We start from the raw sequence: 24,938 nt of genomic DNA on the forward strand, positions 1-24,938 counted from the left end.
CATATCCGAATCAACGAATATAAGGACGCTCTCCATATCCAATTACTACTTGATTGGCTCGCCGCACCACCTAAATAAAAAGGCGATAAAAATCACAATGATTGGTGACAAATGGACTTATTGGCTCAATCCCAAGGCGCGGATTATAGCACAGCTCAAAGCATTTTGACTGAGTTTTAGCTCAATAGTCACCCAAACCACCGTCAATAGTGATAGTTAAGCCAATAAAAACAGAATAAAATAAACAAATAAAGATCTTTAAATACAGTGCTTTAAATTAAAATAACGCACCGTAAAATCTCATTCAAACTTTCTAAAGATAAAATCAACAACAGCCTAATTTATTTATAGCTCTAACAAAAAAGCCCCGCTATAGGGGCGGGGAAATTACCAAAGGTAAAAGAGAAATCAGTATTCAAATGTCAGTGCTACGTCTAGCAGAGCAGCACTTCACATTTCAAAGACAGCACATTAGATCACGAAGCAAAAACCTAGGTTATAGTCTTCGCCATTTTTTGCCGTGAACTCTTTATCTTCACTTGAAGCGTTCGGTCGACCGCTCTCATCGCCTTTCACTAAGCTCACCCAGTGACGGATGCCAGAAGAACGGCTCGCCTCAGTTTGGCCAAACGTGGTGCATGTCTCTAACTGGATATCTTGAATATCAACCAATTCTAAGTAGCCAGTGCCTTTACGAGCACCGATTGTCACTTCAACGTGTGTACCGCTTTCATCACGAAATAGGATTGCTGAAGGCTTAGACTTATCGCCCGTGAAAGCAACAAAGTGCTTCGCTCGTTTTAAGCCAGTATGTTCGCCATTTTTGAAGTAAACCTGAACATGTCGGTAGTCAATCTCATAGCTCACTGCGTCTTCGTGTGAACCTGCCTCAAGAGGAAATAGAGTATCAAGCAACTGTTTCGCCATTTTTTGTTTTTCGAGCTGCTTATCTGCTTTCACCATTTCTACGGCAAAGACAGCTTCAGCAATAAATGTTGAATGGTTTCTGTGAAGTTCTGTTCTGTCTAGTGTCAGCATATTCATAGTCTTTCCCTCTTACGGCTTTGAATTTCATGTAGGTCAAAAATCCTGATTGACCCTTTTCAAAATTGTTCTTTACTGTGTTGCTTCCATGTATTTCATACTACTTGTATTTTAGAAACAATTTCACAACAAAAATTTCACAGTGTTAATTTTACTAAATTGCTTTTTTACACAAACCGGTATTTTGAGCCCCTAGCCCTTTATCTAACTGGGTTGAGGGCTCAGTAGAAACACTTTTACGTGTTGTTTGAATTTGTGTAATAACCAACACCAACCAACTTATTGTCGATCACTCGATAATAAGTGTGCTTGGTTTCCACTTTGCTCGACAGCGGGTTTAACCATTGATAGGTATAAACGCCTCGGCCATTTTCTTTGGCTAGGTTTAACATCTCAGTGAGAATTGGCTTATCGTCAGGGCTTAGGATTTCGTTGTGTGAACGCCCGACAAGCTCAGGGGATACACCGTGCGCGAGCAACTTTCCAGAGCTCATATCCATCACGAACACATACAAGTCTCCCTCAACAAAGCTGCCTTCGGTATCATTGAACTCCGCGAGACTGTCCTGCTCTGATTCCACTATCGCGGCCATCGCTCTCGCCAATAATCGCTTAGCTTCTGTTGCACTAGAGCGTTCTGGGTAATACCCCACGGCAACAATCACATCACCCACACGTTCAAAGAAAGTGGTTTTAGGCTCGCCCATGCGGTCAGTCGGATTAGTCCAATGATACTGAACTTCGCCAAACCCGTTGTGCACAGCCTTAGTGATCATTTCACGGAAAAAGGGATTACCGTAAACGTCTTGAGTATCCAAAACACTGTCGCCCACCAACACCATTGAAGAGCCGCCACTGGCAAGGAATTGGCCATCAATACCAAGAGCAAACACATAGAGCTCACCATCTATATATTCGGCATCACTCATGAAGTCTTTGACACTCTCATCGCCATCCTTTTGTACATGGACAACCGCTTTAGCAAGCAGGGTTTTGGCTCTTCTTTCAGCATCGCTGACCACATGTGGCTCTGAAATATCGAGCACATTAACTGGCTCGTTTTCTTTTGCTGTTTCTGAATGTTCGGCACGTAGTCCAATGCCACTGTTCACTGCAAATACGGCACAACCAATAAGGATAATTCTTGATATATTCATAGTGACTTCTCCTAATAGCCCACTAAGGACGGTAGCCAAAGCGTAATTTGCGGGAAGAAAGCGATAACGAAAACGCCAATGACGGATGCAAGCACAAAGGGATGGATCTTCGCGGTGATCTGTTCGACCGTGGCTCCGCCTATCCCCGAGGCGACAAAGATATTTTCACCGAGTGGCGGCGTAGCAAATCCTATCGAGAGCGTACATACCACCACAATACCAACGTGAGTAGGATCCGCGCCGAGCATGTACATAATTGGCAGCAAGACCGGTACGATAATCATGATCGCGGCTAACGTTTCCATAAACATGCCAACGAAAAGCAGTAACACAATAGTCAGTGCCCATACCATGTACATATTGTCAGTGAACCCTAACAGCGACTCCGCCACCACAACTGGAATTTTTTGTTCGATTAGCAAGCGACCAAATACCGTTGCCGCGAATAGAATCAGCAACACACGTCCAGTGATCCATGTCGTTGTCGACAATGATTTAATCGTGCTTTTGAACGATAACTCTCGGTGAATAAACACCCCAACAAACAGTGAATAGAAGATAGCCACAACCGCCGACTCTGTTGGTGTGAACATGCCACTGTAGATGCCCCCGAGAATCAAAAACGGAGCCAGTATCGACCAAATACCACGACGCAAAGAGTGTCTTACTTCGCCAAATGACCAGTTTTCAGTCAGCCCTTTGTAACCTTCACGTTTAGCAATAAAGTAGTTAGTGACCACTAGCGTCGACGCCATAATGAAACCCGGCACAACCCCAGCAACAAACAATTTAGGAATAGATAAAGAAGCAAATTGCCCGTGTTGAGCGATGGCTTCAGGCGGTGCCATTAATCCCATTGCTGAGATGCCGAAAATAACTAACGGGATGGATGGCGGGATAATGATACCCAATCCCCCTGAAGCGGCAGTCACCGCGGAGGCGTAGCTCTTATCGTAATCTCGCTTAACCATTGCTGGTACCATCAACATACCAACCGCAGCGGTCGTGGCTGGGCCTGAACCTGAGATAGCTCCAAAGAAAAGGCAGGCCATTACCGTTGCAGCGCCAAGGCCACCCGTCACGGGTCCGGCTAAGCTCTCTGCAATATCCACCAGACGTTTGGAGATACCCGCCGCCTCCATTAATGCGCCAGCAAGAACAAAGGCCGGCAGCGCCATTAACGGGAAGTTACCCACCGAAGTAAATGCGATTTGTACTAACGCGATGGGATTTTTGTCGAGCAACATATAGGCCGCCATTGAAGCGCCGGCCAGTGATACTGTGATTGGTGCACCCAGAATTAACAGGGTTAAGAAGCCACCAAATAAAATTAGAGTTAAATAGGATTCCATTATTACATCTCTCTATTACGGCTATTCTCTGCGACGACTACTGTGATGACTTTTGTGCCGTCATTTTTCGCAGTTCTTTGACTTCTGGATCTTCGTTCTTAGCGCCTTTGAACAAACGCTCATAGTTGTTCCAGATAATTCGAATCATCATCAACGAAAACGCGATAGGCAAAATCATATAGAAGTACTTCATTGGGATGCCTGTCGTTTGAGATTTCCAGAACAGGTTCATTTTGTTGAACACGAAATCGTAACTGAGATAGACAAAGTAACCGTTGAACAGCAACCATAAGAAGTCAGCGATGGTTTCACAGACGGTCTGAACAATCGGAGGGAAGAACTTGAAGTGAAAACTGACTCGGTTATGCGCCGACATTTTGGCCGCCACAACGGCGCCTAGATAGGCAAACCAAACGAACATGTAAGTCGCGACTTCATCACCCCAAGGTATGGAGTAATCGAAAAGCTGACGAGTAAGGATTTGTGTGAACAGTAATAAGACAAAGCTTGCTAGCAACAGACAACAAGTATATTCCTCGATGTTGTTAAGATGCTTTTTTATAGTTTTAGCGACTGACATATAACCTCCAATGTTGATTTCCACATGACAACCAGTCGCTCGCGGTACTGAGCAGATCAGGTACTAAACAGATCAACGAGTAAAGCCATGTAAATGCCCTATCTCACTGTTCTATCGCTAGGTGATTAAGTAGCGGAGAACAGCAGATAGGGCGTATCTAATCGTTACTTTCTACCTAGTAACTCAAGAACGTCGTCTAGCTTGTCTTTGCCCCCAATGCTTGAGTAGAACTTAGGCCAAACTGACTTCGTGACCTTGCTGATCCACTCTTTCTCATTGTCTGCTGGGTCTGTGAATACCATGCCTTTTGCTTGTAGCTCTTCACGGATCTTGCTTTCAGTATTCTCTAGATAAGCAAAGCTGTGTTCTGTTGCTTCCTGACCCGCTTCAAGAATGATCTTTTGCATCTCAGGTGTCTGTTGTTGGAAGACTGTTTCACTGACGATTAACGGCTCAAGTGAGAAGATGTAACGCAGGTTTGTTACGTACTTTTGTACTTCATTGAACTTCATCGCATGAACAGTGATGTATGGGTTGTCTTGACCATCAACCACACCTTGCTGCAGGCCAGTAAATGTCTCTGACCATGCCATTGGTGTTGGGTTTACACCCCATGCTTGGTACGAAGCAATCATAATTTCGTTACGAGGGACGCGAATCACTAACCCTTTAAGGTCTGCTGGCGAAGCCACTGATTTTTTAGAGTTGGTTAGAACCCTAAAACCAGAATAAGCCCAACCTACGATGCGAACACCTGCATCACGAATCGTGTTATCGACAAGATCTTGACCTACTTGGCCTTGAGTTAATAGCACCGCTTCTTCAGCACTTTGAATCACGTAAGGCATGGTCAATAGACCAACTGTTGGAGAGAAAGGCGTCACGTTGTTGATCGCCAATACTGAGAAGTCGAGAAGGCCGATTGCCGCGTCGTTGACGGTGTCTTGCTCGTTGCCCAATTGACCATTTGGGAACAGGTCGATTTTGACTTTGCCGTCTGTTTTTTGCTCCATCAATTCAGAAAATGATGTCGCTAATTCCCACTGAGTACCACCAGCAGCATCGCCGATAGCCATTTTAAAATTTGCTGCTGCCGCGGTATGAGATAGCATCGCTGTTGCTACAATTGTGACGCCAGCAATAATTTTATTTTTAATCAATTTCATAGTCTTAACCTTTCATATCATACAGACTTCCTGCCTGTACTTTGCTCACAAGGTGACCTGGTACAACTTTCCTGGTCGTAGTTCTATTTCCCTATTTTGGAAACAATGTTCGAGTAGCTAAAGCACTTCATCCTTTAACGAATACCACTGATAAAGGAACTGTTGCCCTACTCTTCGAAATGGTGCAAACATCTCAGATTCCACCACTTCCCTCACGTTGGGGAACGGAAGTTTTGATTCAAATATTGGCAAGTCAAGCTTATGGCCTTCACCTGCGATCCACTGGGCAAGGCGCTTGCCTGCTTGAGCGGAGTACATCACACCATTGCCGCCATACCCTAGTGCGTAGAATATGGATTGCTTTGGATTAGGCTGATAGATTCTTGGCATCATGTCGTGGCTAACATCCACCCAACCCCACCATGAATAATCGATTTTGATCTGATCGAGAGAAGGGAATTTTCGGGTTAAATCCGCTCTCAACATATCTTCGTATTTCTTTTCAGGTGCATTCTTGCCACTGATGGCACTGCGTGTACCAATCTGCACTCGGTTATCCGGTAACAAACGGTAGTAATGACGCAGAATTCTGGTATCAGTAATCACCTGATTGGTTTTGAAGTTACACGCGGCGATTTCGTCTTCAGTTAACGGACGTGTCACCATCGAGTTAGAAAGTACAGGTAATAGGCGATTCTTAAGCTCTGAATGCAAACCTTGGCTGGTATACCCGCCGGTACAAACACCGACAGAGCGAGCCTTAACCACACCACCTGGTGTTTTTAGGTAGTGCACACCGTTGCGCGTTTCCCACCCCATCACAGGGCTTGCTGGGTGAACTTTTACGCCGAGTGCTCTCGCCTTTCTTAGATAACCAAACGCCAGTTTCCCTGCATGGATGCCAATACCTTCTGGTTCGTGCATTGCGCCTGCCGCTTCTTGATCACCAACGTAATCACGTTTTACGGTTTCCGCATCTAAGATCTGCGCATCGTAATCGAACGTGTCACGCAGCAACTTGGCTTCTTTTTCAAGTGTTGCCATCACTTTGGGACGATGGGCAACGTATAAGTGGCCGCCCGGCTGTGGGTCACAATCAATGTCTTTGATCAGAGACTTAAAGGTGTTCATACCATCGACGCATTCGCGGTGCATTTTTAGCGCGGTTTCGAGCCCCCAACGTTCAATCCACTGAGAGCGCTTCAAACGTCCTGACGCACACTGAGCCTGACCACCATTTCGGGTACTGCAGCCCCAACTCAAACGGTTAGCTTCAATCACAGTCGCTTTAATGCCGTACATTTCAGCAAGGTGTATTGCGGTGCTTAGGCCTGTGTAGCCTGAACCGATTATCGCCACATCCACATCCATATCCGATGTAATTGGGCCATCATCTTCAGGTGGCGCGCCTGCGGTATCTACCCAATAAGTCGGGGCGTATTCCTTGCCGTGACCTGGGCTTTTATCTTTAAGTGGATCGTATTTTGGGTCGTATCTTTCTTTTGCTTGGGTACTTTCTTGTGCTTGGGTGCTTGTCACCTTTGGCGGCACATCGGCTGCCGGTTGTTCCATTACTAAACTCATAATTCGACTCTCCTAGTCATAACACGTGGACTGATTTTGGTTTCGTGTCTAGCTCTTGGGAGTATTGCTGGGAGTCAAAAGAGGTCGTGTTTTACGGAAGGCATTTTTTACGCTGATTTTTCCATCTTTCAGGGTAAACACATCAACCATACGAGCTTCGATGACGGTGCCATCAGGGTTAGTCGCAGAGAACGTTGATTCGCTTACTGCGCGGTCACCACACACAAAATGGACAGGGTCGCTCCAGGCTGCATCTGGAAAGTTCTGCCAAACCAATTCAAAGCTATTGCGAACGGCTTCGTACCCTTCGATAGTGTTTCCAAGTACGCCTTCTCCTGCCACGGTGTGGAAGACACAGTCTTCAGTCATAAACGACATTAGCGCTTCAATATCATGGTTATTCCATGCATCACTAAAAGACTGTAAAAAGGCGGTGTCGACTTGGTTTTCCAGCACGAATGTCGCTGCATTGGTTTGCATATTCATATTCCAGAATCCTTTATGTTTTCGTTATTGGTTTAAATTTCAGTAGCTTTGCGCCACTTTTTTATTAGAGTGTTTAAACTAGATCTGTGAAATTTAACAACTTGATAACAAGCTTCGCCACTCTAACTTCGAGTTACTTTATAAACAATCTTTAAGCTCACAGATTTCATCTTTTTATAAATTAATTAGTGTTCTAATTTTATTTACACAGTCACTCACTAGATTTATACGAGGTCTAAATAAAATAATTAGAAATATTAGACTTTAGTCGAAGTCAAAATCTTGATGGTACTTTCTGCCATACTGCTCAAGCTGGCGATCATGAGTATTAACTTGTAATTCGATATTACCCTCACCTTTATTAATTGCTTGATTGTTATCTACATGGGCTTCATTTTTCAAATCAGCCAGTTTCTCTTCAATATATTCTGTCGGTTCATTTAAAACATTCATGGAGGTTAATTCCTTTATCAGGTTTACTTTCGCTGATGGAAGAATATGAACGGACACTAGACCGTTTGAATATTCTTTCTCATCGTACAAAGGCTGAATGGCATCATTGCCACCTTCCTTAAATGGGTGAATGGAATACCACTTATCTTTTCGTTGCTCTTGCTGATCACAATCAGCCACATTGAATATCTGAGTTCTATTCAGGTCACATGGTGAGTTAAAAACACTAACCTTATGATAATCAATGGCTTTAATAATATTGATACAGTCTTTGCTTTGGCTATGACACACAGACCACAACGCATTTACCAGGTTATCTGTCCACTCAAGTAAACGGGTTGGAAACCCCTGTTTCTTGGCTAAACACATCAATAACCAATCGTTTATCTCGTGTGCACTCAACGAATGCCCGCCATAAACTCTCACGGTCGAAAGAAGCTCTTGTTCGACACGGCGAATATTCTTTCGATTTGAGCGACCTAAGCTTGGCATCAAGTTATTATTTTCATAATCACACACGTTATAAATCAAACCACGATGCCCACTACACTCTGTAATAAGTGAATCGATTATTTTATACAGCTCTTCGAGTGAGCTTATATAATGTTTATTTTTCACAACATGCATACTACGATTCACTTAATTTAAATTCTGTAAAATCCAAATATCAATAACCCTATCAATCGATGATAAAAATCAACCAATAATAACGATTGACCAATAGTCAACGAGTGTCGTTATTGTATTTTTCTAAAATGATAATAGGTATATATCTTCATAAAAAAGTATCAGTAATAGAACCATTCACTAAGGAGCTATGAGTTAATGGTCGATTAATAATAGCGAGTAACAAAGTTTATATAGCTAGAACCACTTATGTTCCTAATAAACATTTAATTAGTGTTCTAATGTTTAACTGGAAATTATTGAACTAAGCGTTTACGTTCTTAACCTAAGTACTTGCCAATACCCGTTGGTATTGCCCGACCACATTCTCGATAGCACTTCCTCTAACACTCTCGAGATATCTGCGGCCGGACAAATTTCCTATGACTTACACGTAATCTTTGTATTTATCTAGGAAACGAACCGGTGTTGATAGTGCATCTCGGCGGAACGGGTCGCCCAACTCCTGAGTACACATGATTTCAATGATGGTTGTTTTGCCTTCGTTCATCTGCATGTCGATGGCTTTTTGCAAGGTTGGACCTACATCTTCAAGCTTATCAACCGTGATACCTTCAGCACCCATTGCTCGTGCAATCTCTGCAAAGCTTTGGTTTTCAAGTTCACCGGCAACAAAGCGTCGGTTGTAGAAGTCGACTTGGTTCTTCTTCTCCGCACCCCATTGACGGTTGTGGAATACCACGGCTGTCACTGGAATGTTATGGCGAACACATGTCATGGTTTCCATCAAGCTCATGCCCCACGCACCATCGCCTGCATAAGAAATAGCTGGACGATGAGGTGCCGCCGCTTTCGCACCAATGATGGTCGGGAACGCATAACCACAGTTACCGAAACTCATTGCAGCAAAGAAACTACGTGGTTTCTCAAAGCGTAAATAGCTGTTTGCCACTGAGTTGATGTTACCGATATCCGTCGAGACCATTACGTCTTCAGGCATCGCTTTTTCTAGCTCACGCAATACTTGGCGTGGGTGTAGATACTCGCCACCAGAGAACGGAGTCTCGTGTGAGTTTTCTTCAATCATATCTAAGCTGAACGAGTCACGTTCGTGTGTCCACTCATCAAGCTCTTTTTCCCACAGTGCTTTCTCTGTTGCCACTGTATCTTGACGAGCGCCTTTGTTGTCATCACACAACAGTGCGCGGCCTTCCAATCTTTCAGATAGAGCAACCGCTGCTGCTTTTGCATCACCACAGATACCAACCGAAATCTTCTTAACCAGACCAAGCATCTTGTTGTCAGCATCAATCTGAATGATTTTGGCGTTCTTCGGCCAGTAGTCCATGCCATGTTGAGGCAAGGTACCAAATGGACCAAGACGTGTACCCAAAGCGATAACCACATCCGCTTGAGCCATCAATTTCATTGCTGCTTTCGAACCTTGGTAGCCTAAAGGACCACACCATAATGGGTGACTAGCAGGGAAAGAGTCATTGTGTAGGTAGCTGTTCACAACAGGAGCACCCAGTCTTTCTGCTAATGCCGCACACTCTTGAACTGCATCTGCCATGACCACGCCGCCACCAGAAATGATGACTGGGAACTTCGCTTCAGCAATCAAGTCTGCTGCTTCATTCAGAGATTTTTCACCTCCTGGACCACGGTCTAAGCGCGCGGGTTTAGGGATCTCGGTTTGTGTTTCACCGTAGAAATAGTCACGTGGAATATTTAGCTGAGTTGGACCCATTTCGCTCATCGCACGGTCGAAGCATCGGCCTGTGTATTCCGCCATACGATCTGGGTGCGTTACGTGACCTTGATACTTAGTAAACTCTTGGAACATTGGAAGTTGGTTACACTCTTGGAAACCACCTAAGCCCATTGTTTTAGTACCAGTCTCTGGCGTCACAATCACGACCGGGCTGTGTGCCCAGAATGCAGCTGCAATCGCAGTTACACAGTTACTAATACCTGGGCCATTCTGCCCGATAACCACGCCATGGCGACCCGATACACGGGAGTAACCATCTGCCATGTGGGCAGCGCCTTGCTCGTGTACTACTGGGACCAATCGAATGCCAGCAGGAGCAAAGATATCCATTGCGTCCATAAATGCCGACCCCATGATGCCGAACATATCGGTAACATCATTAGCAACCATAGTTTCAACGAACGCTTCTGATGGTGTCATTGTTACTGTGCCGGAAACAACCGTACGTTTTTCTTGCTCGCTCATTCTTCCATTCTCCTTGAGTTAACCAAAATTTCATTTTTCGGAATAAATTGTCTCTTTTTCGAATTCATTTTCACCTTAGTAGTAGAATTTTTGCGCGTCAACTTTTTATATTAAATTGGAACAATTCATTCCAATTAATAAAACTGGATCACATTATTGGTAGTTTTTCGTACAAAAAGTGCCGTTAACTTAACTGGAGCTGTTAATAATCGATGACATATCGCGATAGCAGCGACAAGTGATGAGCTATATAGAGGGAAATATGATGAAAGAGGCGGAATTGGTACCAACGCAGCCGGTAAGCGTGAGAGAACGCTTTGGCATCGACAGCAACCTAACGGTGATGGCATTTGAACATCCGGGTGAATATGTGCCGAGAGTCGATCCTAATTACTGTTTTGACCCCGAAGTGACGCTGGCTATATTGGCGGGGTTCACCTCCAATCGTCGCACATTGATACAAGGCACACACGGAACGGGCAAGTCGTCTCACATTGAGCAAATTGCCGCGAGATTGAATTGGCCATGTTTGAGGATCAACCTAGACGGACACTTAAGTCGATTGGATTTCATAGGTAAAGACAGCATCGTCATTAAAGACGGAATGCAGGTGACTGAGTTTAAAGAAGGCATTCTTCCACAGAGCATTCAACAACCCATCGCACTGGTGTTAGATGAGTACGACGCTGGTCGTCCTGACGTGATGTTTGTGATTCAACAGCTATTAGAACAAGACGGCAAATACACCTCTTTAGAACAAAACCGAGTGATCACACCTCACCCTTCTTTCCGCCTGTTTGCTACCTGCAACACGCTTGGCTTGGGTAACTTTTCAGGTTTGTATTCTGGCACTCAAGTGCTTAACCATAGTCAATTAGATAGATGGAACATCATCGCTACGCTCAACTATTTAGACCCACAACATGAAACCAAAATCGTGTTATCTAAGCTTCCGCAACTGAATAATGAAAGTGGCCGACAACTGGTCGAGAAAATGATCGCTACCGCAGGATTAACGCGTAACGGGTTTCGGGCTGGCGACCTTTCAACGGTGATGTCTCCGCGAACGGTGCTCACTTGGGCCGAAAACATCCAAATATTCGATGATGTAGCCACCGCATTTAGGTTGTCATTCTTGAATCGCTGTGAAGACGAAGAGAAAGAACTGGTTAGCGAATACTATTTCCGTTGCTTTGGTGAAGCCTTGGAAACGCATACTCAAAACTATTCGCACTCGGAGTCGTAAACCATGGCCAATGTTTCTTCCCAGCAGAAAAAGATCCTCGATATTGGTGTGTCTGTCGCCAGAGCAATCAGTGGTGAACTCAATCTGAACTATCGGGGAGAACGTCTCTATAAAGGCAATAGCCCCTGCTATTATCAGTCTGCGCATACTAACGATCTCACCTTTGTGTCTCGCCACGAGCTAAAAAACAGCAAGCTATCGATGCAAGGCAAGATCGATTCATCGGCACTGCGATTATTACTTTCAGACGCTGACCTCCATTATTCATTGCGCCCTCAAAACGAGATAGAACGCCTGCTTTACGACTTCTGCGAACAGGTTCGAGTTGAATCTCAAGTCCCACCTTATCTAAAAGGCGTGACCACTAGCATCCAATTCAACTTTGCGTATTGGAGCGACCAATATCATCAGAATGGCTTCACCGAATCACGAATCGGCATGTTGCTGTTTACTCTGATGCAAGTCATCCACACCCGCTTAACTGGCGTTCCGGTGTCTGAGCCCATCGCTGAGACCATTGAATCGACTCGCGCCGGCATCGTGCCTACTTTCGGGTACAGCCTGAAGCGCTTAAAGCAACATAGAACCGACCAACAACAGTTTGCTCACTGCGCCAATGAGCTTGCTGCCCTTGCACAAGAGCTCATCAACCAAGAGCAAGAGAGCGATAGCTCGGCTACGCCAACGGTTGAAGAAGACATAAAAATCCTTGCGCAGCTTGCCCTTATCGTTGATGGCGACATTCAAGATCAAGACGTCGATACTGACATCACAGGCAGTAGTAAGGTGTTCGAGCTTTCGGGCGCGAATTATCAGGTCTTTAATTCAGAATTTGATCAAGTCATCGCCGCAGATAAACTCGTCAGGCGCGCCCTATTACTCGAACTGAGGCAGAAACTCACCGATGACATCATGGCGAGACAAGTAAACACTCGCCGTTTAGCCGCTATGCTCACCAGCTTTGTCGCCACGCCACAAAGGAACCGACGTCAGGACCATTTAGAAGAAGGCATTGTTAACGCCACTACCATCACCAAGCTCATCACTGCGCCATTGGATCGCACTGTCTTTTATCAACCTGACATCGGCGCATCTCATCAATGTGCCATCACGTTTTTGATGGACTGCTCAGGTTCAATGCAGAAACACAGTCACAAGCTAAGTCTACTGATAGATACAATTCTCAAATCCGTTGGACTGGCCAACATTCCATTTGAGATTATTGGCTTCACCACCAACAACTGGAATGGTGGCAAGGTCTATCGACAGTGGCTTAAACAAGGCCAACCAAAGCACCCAGGCCGCTTGAACGAAGTTCGGCACATCGTGTTTAAGGATTTTGATACGCATTGGAGACGATCTCGCCTTGGCATTGCGAGTCTTCGTAAAGCAGACGTCTTTAAAGAAGGGATTGATGGCGAAGCGGTGCAGTTCGCTAGCCAGCGGTTGCAACAGCACACTGCTCAACGAAAGGTTTTGATCGTGTTCTCAGACGGCTGCCCAATGGATACCGCCACCAGCACCGCCAACGATCAGTTCTATTTGGATAACCACCTAAAACAAGTCATTGAACGTAAGTCGATCAAAAACGGAATTGAGATTCATGGCGTGGGGATGGGCGTCGATTTAAGCCCGTACTACCGCAGTAACATCACCTTAGATGTGCAGGAGAGCTGCTTATTTGGATTATCTAAGAGCGTATTTGAGATGCTAAAGCGCTGACGTGTCAGTGAGGAGGGTGTCATCAAGCATTAAACGAGAATCAAGCCCTCCTCCTTCAAAGATAATTTTGATAAAGAAAACGTTCTAAGCCAAAAACAACGACCATACAGAGACCGCCATCAAATACCCGCCTATCAACATCAACACAATAAACACTAACTTTCTGAGTTGATCATTAGACAACGGCGGTGGGAAACGTCGAGCAAACATCGTGACAAGCGCTACCAAGGGAACAGCAATAGCAGATAACCACAGTATGCTCTGTTCCATGTCGCCTGCAGCGTAGACATTGACAGTACGCGACATCGACGTACAAGCGAAAACCATCAGCAGTGTGCTTCGCACCAGATCGAGCGTAAAAGGCTGCCGATAAAGATGATAAACAATCGGTGGACCTGCCATCCCAAACAACCCACCCGCTAACCCAGAGCTAAAGCCTGAGACAAGGAAAGATACGGTTGTCGAGCGATCCTTTCTGGTTTTGGGTTTGAACATAAAACTCAAACCTGCGAATAGCACCATCGCACCCAATAGTCCTCGAAGAATATGCGTTGCCGAATCGCTTAACTCGTCCAGCAAGTACACCCCCATCGAAACGCCGGGAATAATACCGATGACCAACACCACCAGAATCTTGAGTTCCCCAAGCAGTGGCTTACCCATCAATGCGACCAAGCAATTGAACAAGGTCACAATACTGACCACAGCGGCTATAACGGGTAAGGAAACCAGATTGAGGCTAACCGTTAAACCAATCACGATGATACCGAGGCCAAATCCAGTGACAGTTTGAAAATAGGTACCTACCGCAATAGTGGTAAGAATGGCGAGTAAAACAGGTAACTCCATTAGCTATCCTAATTAGGTTGTTTGGGGGTTGATTTAAATGTGAGTATCAGCTTCAGGAGCTAGATTTTAGTATCTAAAATCAAATGTCGATTCATCTCTTTTTTCAGAATCAGCCGCCACGTCAGTCTTTGAATTTGCTGTTTTTCCTTGCTGCGCTTGTACCGCGGTCACCGCGATCACATTAAAGATGTCTTGTGCGTTACACCCTCTTGATAAGTCATTCGCAGGTTGATTCAACCCTTGTAACAGTGGACCAATCGCAACTGCCCCGCCTAATCTTTCCGCAAGCTTATAACCAATATTACCGGCTTCTAAATTGGGGAATATCAACACGTTCGATTGACCTTTCACCTCTGAATCTGGCAGCTTCTTCGCGGCAATCTCAGTGACAATCGCGGCATCGAGTTGAACATCCTGATCGACGGCGATTCCGGGACAACGCTGTTTCACGAGTTGAGCCGCGTTACGAACCTTATCGACCGATTCGTGCTTGGCACTGCCGTTGGTCGAAAACGACAGCATTGCGACTTTAGGTTCTTCCATCAGTAGCGTTTGAGCGCTGTTTGATGCGGCCACTGCAATCGATGCTAGCTCGGTTCCATTGGGGTTAATCACCAAACCACAGTCACTGAAAATCATGCCGCCTTTAAGATTATGGAAAGGCTCACACAACATCATCAGAAAGAAACTGGACACCAATTCACTGTCTGGCTCGGGGCCGATAATCTGAAGCGCAGCTCGCACCACATCAGACGTGGTATAAACCGCACCATTAACTGTGCCATCCACCAGGCCCTCTCTGACCATCAAATTGGCAAAAACGAGTGGGTCTAGAACCAGATCTAGCGCATCATCGTAAGTCATACCTTTCGCTTTTCTTAATGTATACAACCGCTCAGCGAGGACTTCTTTGAGTGATGACGCTTGTGGGGAGACAATGTGAATGCCTACAAGATCAATGTGATGTAATTCTGCAGCAGCGATGATCGCTGGTTCATCCCCGACTAGGGTGATGTAAGCGAGCTGTTTGTCTATCGCCATTCTTGCGGCTGCTAGTACTCGCGGGTCCTCAGCTTCACTCAAAACCACTCGCTTACGATCTAAGTGAGCCTTGTCAATAATCCGTTCAATCGCCTTCATCTTAAATTCCATTTATTGATATTAATTGTTCCATAATTTATATTTATATTATTGGAATAATAAAAAAGGTCAAATTTTATTCAGATAATTGAAGAATAATGATTTGGTATGTACACTCTTAGGCATAGACATATCGCAAGGATGGATCATTATATGCAAACAGAAACACCACCAGTTCAAGGGGATACACCGACTCTCCGACTTTTTGCACTATTAGAGGTGATAGCGCAAAAAGACGAGTTTATTTCTCTTCAAGGATTAGTCGAAGAAACTGGACTGCCAAAACCTACGCTGCACCGAATGCTTCAGCAGTTAGAAGCGGCAGGCATTATTCAAAGAGATGGCGATGAGAAGCACTACAGCTCAGGTATTCGACTCAGAAAGCTTGCCGAAAACCTATTGTTGAATAGCACCATGCACAGTGCCCGACGCACTATTCTTGAAAACCTGAGAGCAGAAGTTGGTGAAAGCTGTAACCTAACGGCGCTATCAAGTGGCGAGATCATCTATCTTGATCGCGCAGAAACTGAAGCACCCCTTCGTTTTCATCTACACCCAGGTTCTCGCGTCCCGGTGCATTGCTCAGCAAGCGGAAAACTGTTTTTGGCGCACATGTCTAAGTCACAGCGCAGACGATTAATTGAAAATGTGCCACTGACTCAATACACCGTGAACACCATTACCGACTATTCAATGTTAGAGAAAGACATCGAAGAAGCGAAAATCCAAGGCTTTGCGATTGATGACGAAGAATTTTTGCCGGGCTTAGTCTGTATCGCCGTGCTGATCCCGTCATCTACGGGTCAATCAAACCTCGGCCTAGCGATACAAGCGCCTGTAATTCGAGTCAAACCTGATGAAGCGATCAAGTACCTACCCGCTCTTCAGAAAGCCGCAAAAGCGCTAGCGAAAATAGAGTCTGATAATTGGAGTCAACAATAGATCATTTTCTTAGATCGCTTCGAGTGGCTATCGCTTCGAAAGTAACAACTTAAGCACTAACGAGCTAACGAGCTAACGAGCTAACGACCACTATCTTCGACCAATCAACGGTTGGTCGAAGTCATTTGAACACTCCCCAACCCGCATATAAGCAACACGTCTAAAGTAACCACAACAAAGGAATCACGATGCTAAACATTAAGAACCAGCACTTACTCTCTTTTATGGTGACAGAAGCGAACAACGCAGTTGCAGTCACAAATCCAGCGACAGGTGAACTCGTCGGACACGCACCTATTTCATCACAAGCAGAGTTAGCAAACGCGATTGAACGTGCTCATGTTGCACAGAAAGAGTGGGCCAAGGTTCCAGCTAAATCTCGTGCTGCATCACTGCACCGTTGGCACCAACTGATCCTTGAAAACAAAGAAGATCTGGCTCGAATCATGACGATTGAGCAGGGTAAACCGTTAGCAGAAGCGACAGGCGAAGTCGTGTATGGCGCGAGCTTTATTGAGTGGTTTGCAGAAGAAGCCAAGCGTACTTATGGTGATTCTATTCCTAGCACAGTCGCTGGCAAACGCTTGGTGACCATCAAGCAGCCTATTGGAGTCGCGTGTGCAATTACGCCATGGAACTTCCCTATTGCAATGATCACTCGTAAAGCAGCACCTGCCCTAGCCGCTGGTTGTAGCTTTGTCGTAAAACCTTCAGATGAAACACCGCTTTCTGCGTTTGCTGTGGTTGAACTGGCCTATCAAGCGGGTATCCCGAAAGATCTATTACAAGTGGTGCTTGGCGACAGCCCTGAACAGATCGGTGAACTTTTCACATCACACCCACGGATCAAAAAGATCTCTTTTACTGGTTCGACTCGAGTCGGCAGTATCTTGATGGCTCAAGCGGCAAAAGGCATCAAACGCACTTCTATGGAGCTCGGTGGCAACGCACCTTTTATTGTGTTTGACGATGCCGATATCGACGCGGCCGTTCAAGGCGCAATGGCGTCAAAATTCCGTAATGCGGGACAAACATGTGTCTGTGCAAACCGTTTCTATGTTCACAGTAAGGTGTACGATGAGTTCGTGGCTAAATTCGATGAAGCGGTTCAACAGCTTAAGATTGGTAACGGCTTAGATGAAGGTGTCACCATTGGTCCTGTTGTCAGTCAGAATGCGAAGAACAACATCCAAGCATTAATAGACAGAGCGGTAGAACAAGGCGCGACACCTGTGACGCCAACTCAAGAGCTTGATGGGCTTTTCCTTCAGCCTGTCATTCTGAAAAATGTGATACACAGCATGGATATTGTTCAGCAAGAGATCTTTGGTCCTGTCGCTCCTGTGATGCAATTCGAGACAGACGAAGAGCTTATTGAGATGGCAAACGACACCATTTATGGATTAGCGTCGTACTTCTACAGTCAGAACATTCATCGAGTATGGAACATCGCAGAGGCACTTGAGTACGGTATGGTCGGTATTAATGATGGCCTCATCTCAACCGAGGTCGCGCCCTTCGGCGGTGTTAAGCAATCAGGTATTGGCCGTGAAGGCGCAAAAGAAGGCATCGATGAGTACATGGATATTAAGTATCTGTGTTTTGGTAGTAACTAGGTTTCGGAAGTAGTTAGGCTTGGTCGTAACTAAGCCTGACTCTTAGACATCAGCAAGCTTAAACATCGAATAGCCCTACTAACACCTCTCTTCTGAGATTCCCCCACACACCAAAAAAAACAGCAAAAAAAAGCCGCGCTATAAAAGCGCGGCACCTTGGGCTCGGTTAAAGGGGGTTTCTTTTTTTTAGTATTTTACATTCTCTGTTTTTGTTATTGGGTTGCTTCTCTATCCCTGCGCTTTCAGTTTTAGACGCATAGCATGCAGCACTGGCTCGGTGTAACCACTAGGCTGAGCGCAGCCTTCGAATACCAACTGACACGCTGCTGAAAATGCGATGCTGTTTTCAAAGTCAGGTGCCATATTACGGTAGCTCGGGTCGCCAGCGTTTTGCTCATCCACCACTGCGGCCATGCGCTTCATGGTTTTCATTACTTGGGCTTCATTACAAATCCCATGACGTAACCAGTTCGCAATGTGTTGGCTCGAAATACGCAGCGTAGCGCGGTCTTCCATCAAACCTACATCGTTAATATCTGGCACCTTAGAACACCCGACGCCTTGGTCAATCCAACGCACTACATAACCAAGAATACCTTGCGTATTGTTATCCAATTCATTTTGGATATCTTGAGCGGTCAGCTTTTGATTACCTAATAGCGGAATAGTCAGAATATCATCGACGTTCGCTCTCACTCGCTCACGAAGCTCTTTCTGACGACTTGGTACACTCACCTTGTGATAGTGCAGAGCATGCAAAGTCGCGGCAGTTGGAGAAGGAACCCAAGCAGTATTTGCGCCCGCTTGAGGATGTCCGATTTTCGCGTCCATCATCTTCGCCATATTGTCTGGCTCTGGCCACATACCTTTACCAATCTGGGCTTTACCTTGCAGGCCACAAGCTAAGCCAAGATCAACGTTCTGATCTTCGTATGCGCCAATCCAAGTCATGGTTTTCAGCTGTGTTTTAGGAGCGAATGGTCCCGCTTCCATACTGGTGTGAATCTCATCACCAGTACGGTCTAAGAAACCTGTGTTGATGAACACAACACGATCTTTAGCCGCTCGAATACATTCTTTAAGGTTAACCGAAGTACGACGCTCTTCGTCCATGATGCCAACTTTGATCGTGAATCGATCTAGCCCTAATGCATCTTCAATGCGACCAAACAGCTCATTGGTGAACGCGACTTCTTCAGGACCATGCATCTTAGGTTTTACAATATTGATGCTGTTCGCGGTCGAGTTTTGGTAAGCACTGTTGCCTTTTAAATCATGCATCGCGATTAGCGAAGTGATCATGCCATCCATAATGCCTTCAGGTACTTCGTTACCGTCAGCATCAATAATGGCAGGGTTGGTCATCAGGTGGCCCACGTTGCGGATGAACAACATGCTGCGACCTTTCAGCGAGATCTCGCCTCCCGTCACACTGGTGTATTGACGATCTGGATTTAGGTTACGAACGATGGTTTTGCCGTTTTTCTCTAGCGACTCTTGTAAGTCACCTTTCATCAAGCCTAACCAGTTGCGGTAAGCCAATGCTTTGTCTTCACCATCAACCGCAGCTACCGAGTCTTCGCAATCCATAATGGTGGTGAGAGCCGATTCTACCAACACATCTTTAATACCAGCCACATCAACGCTACCAATCGGTGCGCTCGGGTCAATTTGAATTTCGATATGGAGATTATTGTGCTTAAGCAGAATGCTTGAAGGTGCACTTGCATCACCTTGGTAACCAATGAACTGGTTGCGATCGATTAGAGTGACTTCTTCGCCGTTGTCTAAGGTCGCTGTCAGTGTATTACCAATGCTGACGTTGCTGATGCTGTATTTAGTCACGTCTTTATGGGAAACACCGTTTAACGGTGCAGCGTCATCAAGGAAACCTCGAGCGTAGCTCACCACTTTAGCACCGCGTACCGGGTTAAAGCTTCCTCCCTTTTCCGCACCGTCACTTTCACTGATGACATCGGTTCCGTAGAGCGCATCGTATAAACTGCCCCAACGTGCGTTGGCCGCGTTAAGTGCAAAACGTGCATTCATAATAGGTACAACAAGCTGCGGACCCGCTTGTGTTGCAATTTCAGGCTCAACGCTGGCGGTCGTTACTTGAAAGTCATCGCCCTCAGGAACTAGGTAGCCAATCTGTTGCAAGAACTGTTTGTATTCTGCCGCATCTAGCGTTTGTCCCGCACGCTCTTGGTGCCAAACGTCAATTTGATGTTGAAGATCGTCACGCTTGATAAGCAGTGCGCGGTTCTTGGGAGCTAAGTCTTCAAGGATAGTTGCAAATGATTGCCAAAAGTCTTCAGCGACAATGCCTGTTCCAGGAATTACCTGCTCATTAATTAATTGGTAGAGGGTGCTATCAATGTTCAAGCTTCCCTGTTGAATACGACTGCTCATAAAATCTCTCTCAAACTAACTGATGACTACTCATTAAATCTACGTAACTGGCTTAAATTCACGTTACTAGCTCAAATTTACGTTACTAGATTAAACTTACGCAACGGACATAAATTTAGCTAATTTATGCCAGTTATACTGGATATTCACAAAAGAAATACCCTACAAACTGTGTTATTCCGTAACGCCACTCTCGATTTCATTAGCGACACTTTTAATCAAGCGACGCATCCACTGATGGTCGGGATTGGTTTGTAACAATGGACTCCACGCCATCTTCACCTCAAAGGGTTCAATCGCAAATGGCGCAGGCTTGATCAACAATCTAGGGTTATTGCGCTGCAGTTGAGCCGCTTTGGTTGGAATGGTCAGGATCAGATTCTTTTGTTGTGCGAAGAGAATCGCCGACAAATAGTGTCGAGTAAACACCGTGATATTGCGCGTTTTACCAATACGCATTAATGCTTCATCTATCCAACCGAGCTTTTGCGCTTCGCTTGGGTTGATCCCAACTCCAGTTCCCATTCCGGTCTTACTTACCCAGATATGTTGCGCCTTTAGATAAGACAAAATATCGAAGTTGTCGGCTATTGGGTTATCACAACTAAATAGGCAAGAAAACCCGTCGTGCCAAAGGCTCATCTGGTGGAACGACTGTGGAATATCGTCAAATCGATTGATAATTATATCAACGGTACCTTGCTCTACATCCTGATAACTCACGTCACTTGGCGTCATGATATCCAGTCGTATTTTCGGCGCGATCTCGCTTAACCTTTTCAGAAGGGGTTGAATAATGGTCGACTCAGCATAGTCACTCGCCATGATACGAAACACGCGTTCACTGTCTTCTGCATTAAATTCCGTGGTCGGCTGCAGTGTCTTCTCTACATTAACCAAGATGTTTCGAATCAGTGGCTGCAACTTATGTGCTCGTTCGGTCGGTATCATCCCTTCACTGGTTCTCACCAATAGCGGATCTTCAAACAGATCACGCAATCGGCGTAGGCCATTACTCATGGCTGGCTGAGTAATACCCAGCTGATTTGCTGCACGCGTTACGTTTCTTTCACGTAGTAACATGTCTAAATACACAAGTAAATTAAGGTCTACACGAGCAATATTCATAAGAAAAATACCGAATATAATAACTATAAATTAACAAAATTATCACATACATGGTTATTCTTTGTCCATGGTTAGATTTAATCCAAATCAAATGACCTCGCCAAATTGGCCAACATGTCCACGTGAAACTAAGGAATAGTTATGTCGCAAATTACACAAGATATCGAAAAGATTGAAGTTGCAAAAAGCGCTGCTGGTGCTCCATGGGATGCAATTAACCCTGAATCTGCAGCCCGTATGCGAGCTCAAAACAAATTCAAAACAGGTCTGGATATTGCGCAATACACGGCAGATATTATGCGTGCAGACATGGCGGCTTACGACGAAGATAGCTCTCAATACACTCAGTCTCTGGGTTGCTGGCATGGTTTCATCGGCCAACAAAAACTGATTTCTATTAAAAAGCACTTTGATGGCAAGACAGACCGTCGTTACCTATACCTTTCAGGTTGGATGGTCGCGGCACTTCGCTCTGACTTCGGTCCACTTCCAGACCAATCAATGCATGAGAAAACCTCGGTTGCAGGCCTAGTAGAAGAGCTATACACCTTCCTACGCCAAGCAGATGCTCGTGAACTAGGTGGTTTGTTCCGTCAGCTAGACGCGGCACGTGAAGCTGGCGATGTGAATCTACAAGACCGAATCCAAGACAAAATCGACAACCACGTAACACACGTAGTGCCAATCATTGCCGATATCGATGCTGGTTTCGGTAACGCAGAAGCGACTTACCTAATGGCTAAGCAGATGATTGAAGCGGGCGCATGTTGTCTACAAATCGAAAACCAAGTAGCCGATGAGAAGCAATGTGGTCACCAAGACGGCAAAGTAACGGTTCCTCATGCTGACTTCCACGCAAAACTTCGCGCACTTCGTTACGCTTTCCTTGAACTAGGCATCGACAACGGCGTTATTGTTGCTCGTACCGATTCACAAGGTGCAGGTCTAACAAAAGAAATCGCAGTAGTTAAAGAACCTGGCGACCAAGGTGATATCTACAACTCATACCTAGATGTTGAAGAGATCGATGTTACAGATATGGCTGAAGGTGATGTTTGCTTCAACCGCGACGGCAAGCTAGTTCGACCTAAGCGTTTGCCTTCAGGCTTATACCAATTCCGCGAAGGTACAGGCGAAGACCGCTGTGTATTCGACTGTATTGAAGCAATCAACGCGGGTGCTGACCTTCTTTGGATTGAAACTGAGAAACCACACATTGGTCAAATCAAAGAGATGATGGATGGCGTACGTGAAGTTCACCCTAACGCTAAACTGGTATACAACAACTCTCCATCATTCAACTGGACGCTAAACTTCCGTCAACAAGCATACGATGCATTGGCAGCAGAAGGTAAAGATGTATCAGCTTACGACCGTGCAAACCTAATGAGTGCGGAATACGACGAAACGGAACTGTCTGCAAGCGCTGACGAGAAGATTCGCACATTCCAAGCCGATGCATCACGTGAAGCGGGTATTTTCCACCACTTGATTACACTACCTACATATCACACCGCAGCGCTGTCTACTGACAACCTTGCGAAAGAGTACTTCGGTGACCAAGGCATGTTGGGCTACGTTGCGAATGTTCAACGTAAAGAAATCCGTCAAGGTATTGCATGTGTTAAACACCAAAACATGTCTGGTTCAGACATGGGTGATGACCACAAAGAGTACTTTGCTGGTGAGAATGCACTAAAAGCAGCAGGTGAAGCGAATACATCGAATCAATTTGATTAATCGCTAGCACTTTTGATTAGTCGCTAAGACTAAAGCCTCCCCCGCCCTTCTCTCTTACTTAGGTAAGATCCGGGGGAAGGCTTTGAGATAAAGCTACTACTGCCAGCTTTATCTCAAAGCCTCAGATTTGTGTTCCACACCACGGTTAACCAAACAACTTCTGTTTAAGCTAACTGTATCCATATTTGTTCAGATTCATATTTGTTCAGATTCATATTTGTTGAGATTCTTATTTTTTGAGAGTGCCTATGACTTCAATACCGACACACCTACAAGATGCAAAAACACTGTTATCAGAAAATGGTTTCGCAACGGGTGATACTTGGTATCACGGCACATCTTCAGCTTTACTCGCGTCTATTCAAGGTCAAGGGCTAAAGCGCTCTGGAGACAAATCGCTCAATGAAGCCGCTTTAAAAACCATGGCAACGATTGGCAATAACTACACAGAATCCGTTGAACCAGTGTTTCTCACCCAGAGCAAAGAACTGGCGTATTACTGGGCTCAGCAAACCATTCGCGAGCGCAGCACTCGTTTTGAGGGTGAAGAACAACCTATCGTGTTAGCCGTCAATCTATCTGACAAGCAACAAGCAAAAGTCAGACCGGACGTTGGCGCAATGAGCCTATTGATGATGAGTGTTGGCGAGCAATTCATGACTCACTTGACTGAGATCTATCAAGAGAACGACATTGCAGGCCCCGACATTGAGCTTCGCACAGCCGATCGCATGGACTATCTGAATAAACTTGGGATGGCCTACATTGATGAAGACATCAGCCGAGCTTGTGTTCAAGAGTTATCGGAACCCGCATTGGCAAACTAGTAACGTTTAAAAACGCCTCTAAGTAGAATAAAAATGGCTCCTAATTAGGAGCCATTTTTTATGTGCGAAGTTATTTACATGCTAGTTAATCAATAGACCTGTTAATTTATGGACCAGTAATCTATAGACACAGACGACCTTGCTGTGCAGGTTGCGTCATTTCAATGTCACCTTGTAGCGAGCGATACACAACGGTATTCCACACTTCACCATTATCCATTTCAAACTCGATAGCATAGTTCAAACCCGCGACAACCTGAGTTCGAACACTCAAGATCTGTTTGAGCTTAGCAGAGGTGTTCATTTGGCCAAGAACGACGTCTAACGCTTGCTTAGCTTGTGGTGTGATATCACTTTGCGACCAACCACCCGTCAGATTTTTAGTGCTACAAATCGGATTCGCATTCTCTTGTGATTGAACTGGAACCTCAGATTTCTGACTGCATCCTGCTAACACAGCGACACTAAGCAAGGTTGCTACTCCAAGTAATGATGTTAATCGTACTTTCTTCATAAATTCTCTCTACCTCTGTCATTCACGAGGCGTTACCCACAATGATGTTTCATATGCAGACAAGCTTAAACCTCGAATGTCATCACTTCATCAGAAATTATGCTGTAGCGCTCC

Annotated in this window: 20 protein-coding genes; 6 read left to right on the forward strand and 14 right to left on the reverse strand. The window is 45.3% G+C overall.

All coding sequences use genetic code 11. From position 1 onward, the window contains the following. Window positions 1-471 precede the first annotated feature (471 nt). The 9 genes from AACT19_RS22270 to xsc form a co-directional block, all read right to left on the reverse strand. The gene (locus AACT19_RS22270; RefSeq protein ID WP_076648817.1) at window positions 472-1,044 is read right to left on the reverse strand and encodes a malate synthase; all 573 of its coding nucleotides are present in this window, start codon (window positions 1,042-1,044) and stop codon (window positions 472-474) included. A gap of 236 nt (window positions 1,045-1,280) precedes the next feature. Next, entirely contained in the window at window positions 1,281-2,201 is a 921-nt protein-coding gene (locus AACT19_RS22275; protein WP_076648819.1) for a cache domain-containing protein, read from the reverse strand. A gap of 11 nt (window positions 2,202-2,212) precedes the next feature. Next, window positions 2,213-3,553, reverse strand: coding sequence for a TRAP transporter large permease (locus AACT19_RS22280; RefSeq protein WP_004731904.1), 1,341 nt, complete (start codon window positions 3,551-3,553; stop codon window positions 2,213-2,215). Between the two features lie 37 nt (window positions 3,554-3,590). After that, the gene (locus AACT19_RS22285; RefSeq protein ID WP_004731905.1) at window positions 3,591-4,133 is read right to left on the reverse strand and encodes a TRAP transporter small permease; all 543 of its coding nucleotides are present in this window, start codon (window positions 4,131-4,133) and stop codon (window positions 3,591-3,593) included. Window positions 4,134-4,297: 164 nt separating this feature from the next. Continuing rightward, the gene (locus tag AACT19_RS22290) at window positions 4,298-5,299 is read right to left on the reverse strand and encodes a TRAP transporter substrate-binding protein (protein WP_017090585.1); all 1,002 of its coding nucleotides are present in this window, start codon (window positions 5,297-5,299) and stop codon (window positions 4,298-4,300) included. A gap of 117 nt (window positions 5,300-5,416) precedes the next feature. Continuing rightward, entirely contained in the window at window positions 5,417-6,883 is a 1,467-nt protein-coding gene (locus tag AACT19_RS22295; protein ID WP_076648821.1) for an NAD(P)/FAD-dependent oxidoreductase, read from the reverse strand. Window positions 6,884-6,931: 48 nt separating this feature from the next. Then, window positions 6,932-7,369 (reverse strand): nuclear transport factor 2 family protein, encoded by a 438-nt coding sequence (locus tag AACT19_RS22300; protein WP_004731912.1) that lies wholly within the window; start codon window positions 7,367-7,369, stop codon window positions 6,932-6,934. A gap of 264 nt (window positions 7,370-7,633) precedes the next feature. Beyond that, window positions 7,634-8,449 carry an FRG domain-containing protein gene (locus tag AACT19_RS22305; RefSeq protein ID WP_065681633.1) on the reverse strand — a complete coding sequence of 272 codons (816 nt, stop codon included), beginning with the start codon at window positions 8,447-8,449 and terminating at the stop codon, window positions 7,634-7,636. 427 nt (window positions 8,450-8,876) lie between these two features. Then, window positions 8,877-10,688, reverse strand: a complete 1,812-nt coding sequence (gene xsc / locus AACT19_RS22310; RefSeq protein ID WP_004731917.1) for a sulfoacetaldehyde acetyltransferase — start codon at window positions 10,686-10,688, stop codon at window positions 8,877-8,879. Between the two features lie 262 nt (window positions 10,689-10,950). Between xsc and AACT19_RS22315 the strand changes: the two genes are divergently transcribed. Next, complete coding sequence (locus AACT19_RS22315; protein WP_065206976.1) at window positions 10,951-11,934, forward strand: AAA family ATPase; 984 nt, start codon at window positions 10,951-10,953, stop codon at window positions 11,932-11,934. 3 nt (window positions 11,935-11,937) lie between these two features. After that, window positions 11,938-13,656 (forward strand): cobaltochelatase CobT-related protein, encoded by a 1,719-nt coding sequence (locus tag AACT19_RS22320; RefSeq protein ID WP_076648823.1) that lies wholly within the window; start codon window positions 11,938-11,940, stop codon window positions 13,654-13,656. Window positions 13,657-13,740: 84 nt separating this feature from the next. Here AACT19_RS22320 and AACT19_RS22325 read toward each other — a convergent pair whose 3' ends face one another. Both AACT19_RS22325 and pta read right to left on the reverse strand, forming a co-directional pair. Then, complete coding sequence (locus AACT19_RS22325) at window positions 13,741-14,505, reverse strand: sulfite exporter TauE/SafE family protein (protein WP_076648825.1); 765 nt, start codon at window positions 14,503-14,505, stop codon at window positions 13,741-13,743. Between the two features lie 66 nt (window positions 14,506-14,571). Further along, on the reverse strand, window positions 14,572-15,645 hold the full coding sequence (pta, locus tag AACT19_RS22330; RefSeq protein ID WP_076648827.1) for a phosphate acetyltransferase: 1,074 nt from the start codon (window positions 15,643-15,645) through the stop codon (window positions 14,572-14,574). Between the two features lie 153 nt (window positions 15,646-15,798). Between pta and AACT19_RS22335 the strand changes: the two genes are divergently transcribed. Then, window positions 15,799-16,587: an IclR family transcriptional regulator gene (locus tag AACT19_RS22335; RefSeq protein ID WP_004731927.1), complete on the forward strand. Its 789-nt coding sequence runs from the start codon at window positions 15,799-15,801 to the stop codon at window positions 16,585-16,587. 188 nt (window positions 16,588-16,775) lie between these two features. Beyond that, window positions 16,776-18,203: an NAD-dependent succinate-semialdehyde dehydrogenase gene (locus AACT19_RS22340; RefSeq protein ID WP_076648829.1), complete on the forward strand. Its 1,428-nt coding sequence runs from the start codon at window positions 16,776-16,778 to the stop codon at window positions 18,201-18,203. 228 nt (window positions 18,204-18,431) lie between these two features. Here the strand turns inward: AACT19_RS22340 and AACT19_RS22345 are convergent, their stop codons facing one another. Beyond that, window positions 18,432-20,615: a malate synthase G gene (locus AACT19_RS22345; protein ID WP_076648831.1), complete on the reverse strand. Its 2,184-nt coding sequence runs from the start codon at window positions 20,613-20,615 to the stop codon at window positions 18,432-18,434. 174 nt (window positions 20,616-20,789) lie between these two features. After that, complete coding sequence (locus AACT19_RS22350; RefSeq protein WP_017077357.1) at window positions 20,790-21,743, reverse strand: LysR family transcriptional regulator; 954 nt, start codon at window positions 21,741-21,743, stop codon at window positions 20,790-20,792. A gap of 141 nt (window positions 21,744-21,884) precedes the next feature. On the opposite strand from AACT19_RS22350, the gene AACT19_RS22355 reads away from it, so the two are divergent. Next, the gene (locus AACT19_RS22355; protein ID WP_017081883.1) at window positions 21,885-23,483 is read left to right on the forward strand and encodes an isocitrate lyase; all 1,599 of its coding nucleotides are present in this window, start codon (window positions 21,885-21,887) and stop codon (window positions 23,481-23,483) included. 248 nt (window positions 23,484-23,731) lie between these two features. Continuing rightward, window positions 23,732-24,310 (forward strand): hypothetical protein, encoded by a 579-nt coding sequence (locus AACT19_RS22360; protein WP_076648833.1) that lies wholly within the window; start codon window positions 23,732-23,734, stop codon window positions 24,308-24,310. A gap of 121 nt (window positions 24,311-24,431) precedes the next feature. Here the strand turns inward: AACT19_RS22360 and AACT19_RS22365 are convergent, their stop codons facing one another. Next, window positions 24,432-24,824 carry a cystatin family protein gene (locus tag AACT19_RS22365; protein ID WP_076648835.1) on the reverse strand — a complete coding sequence of 131 codons (393 nt, stop codon included), beginning with the start codon at window positions 24,822-24,824 and terminating at the stop codon, window positions 24,432-24,434. Between the last annotated feature and the right edge of the window lie 114 nt (window positions 24,825-24,938).

Origin of the sequence: Vibrio sp. 10N.222.47.A9, assembly GCF_963872585.1 — a bacterium.
Classification (GTDB): Bacteria; Pseudomonadota; Gammaproteobacteria; order Enterobacterales; family Vibrionaceae; genus Vibrio; species Vibrio splendidus.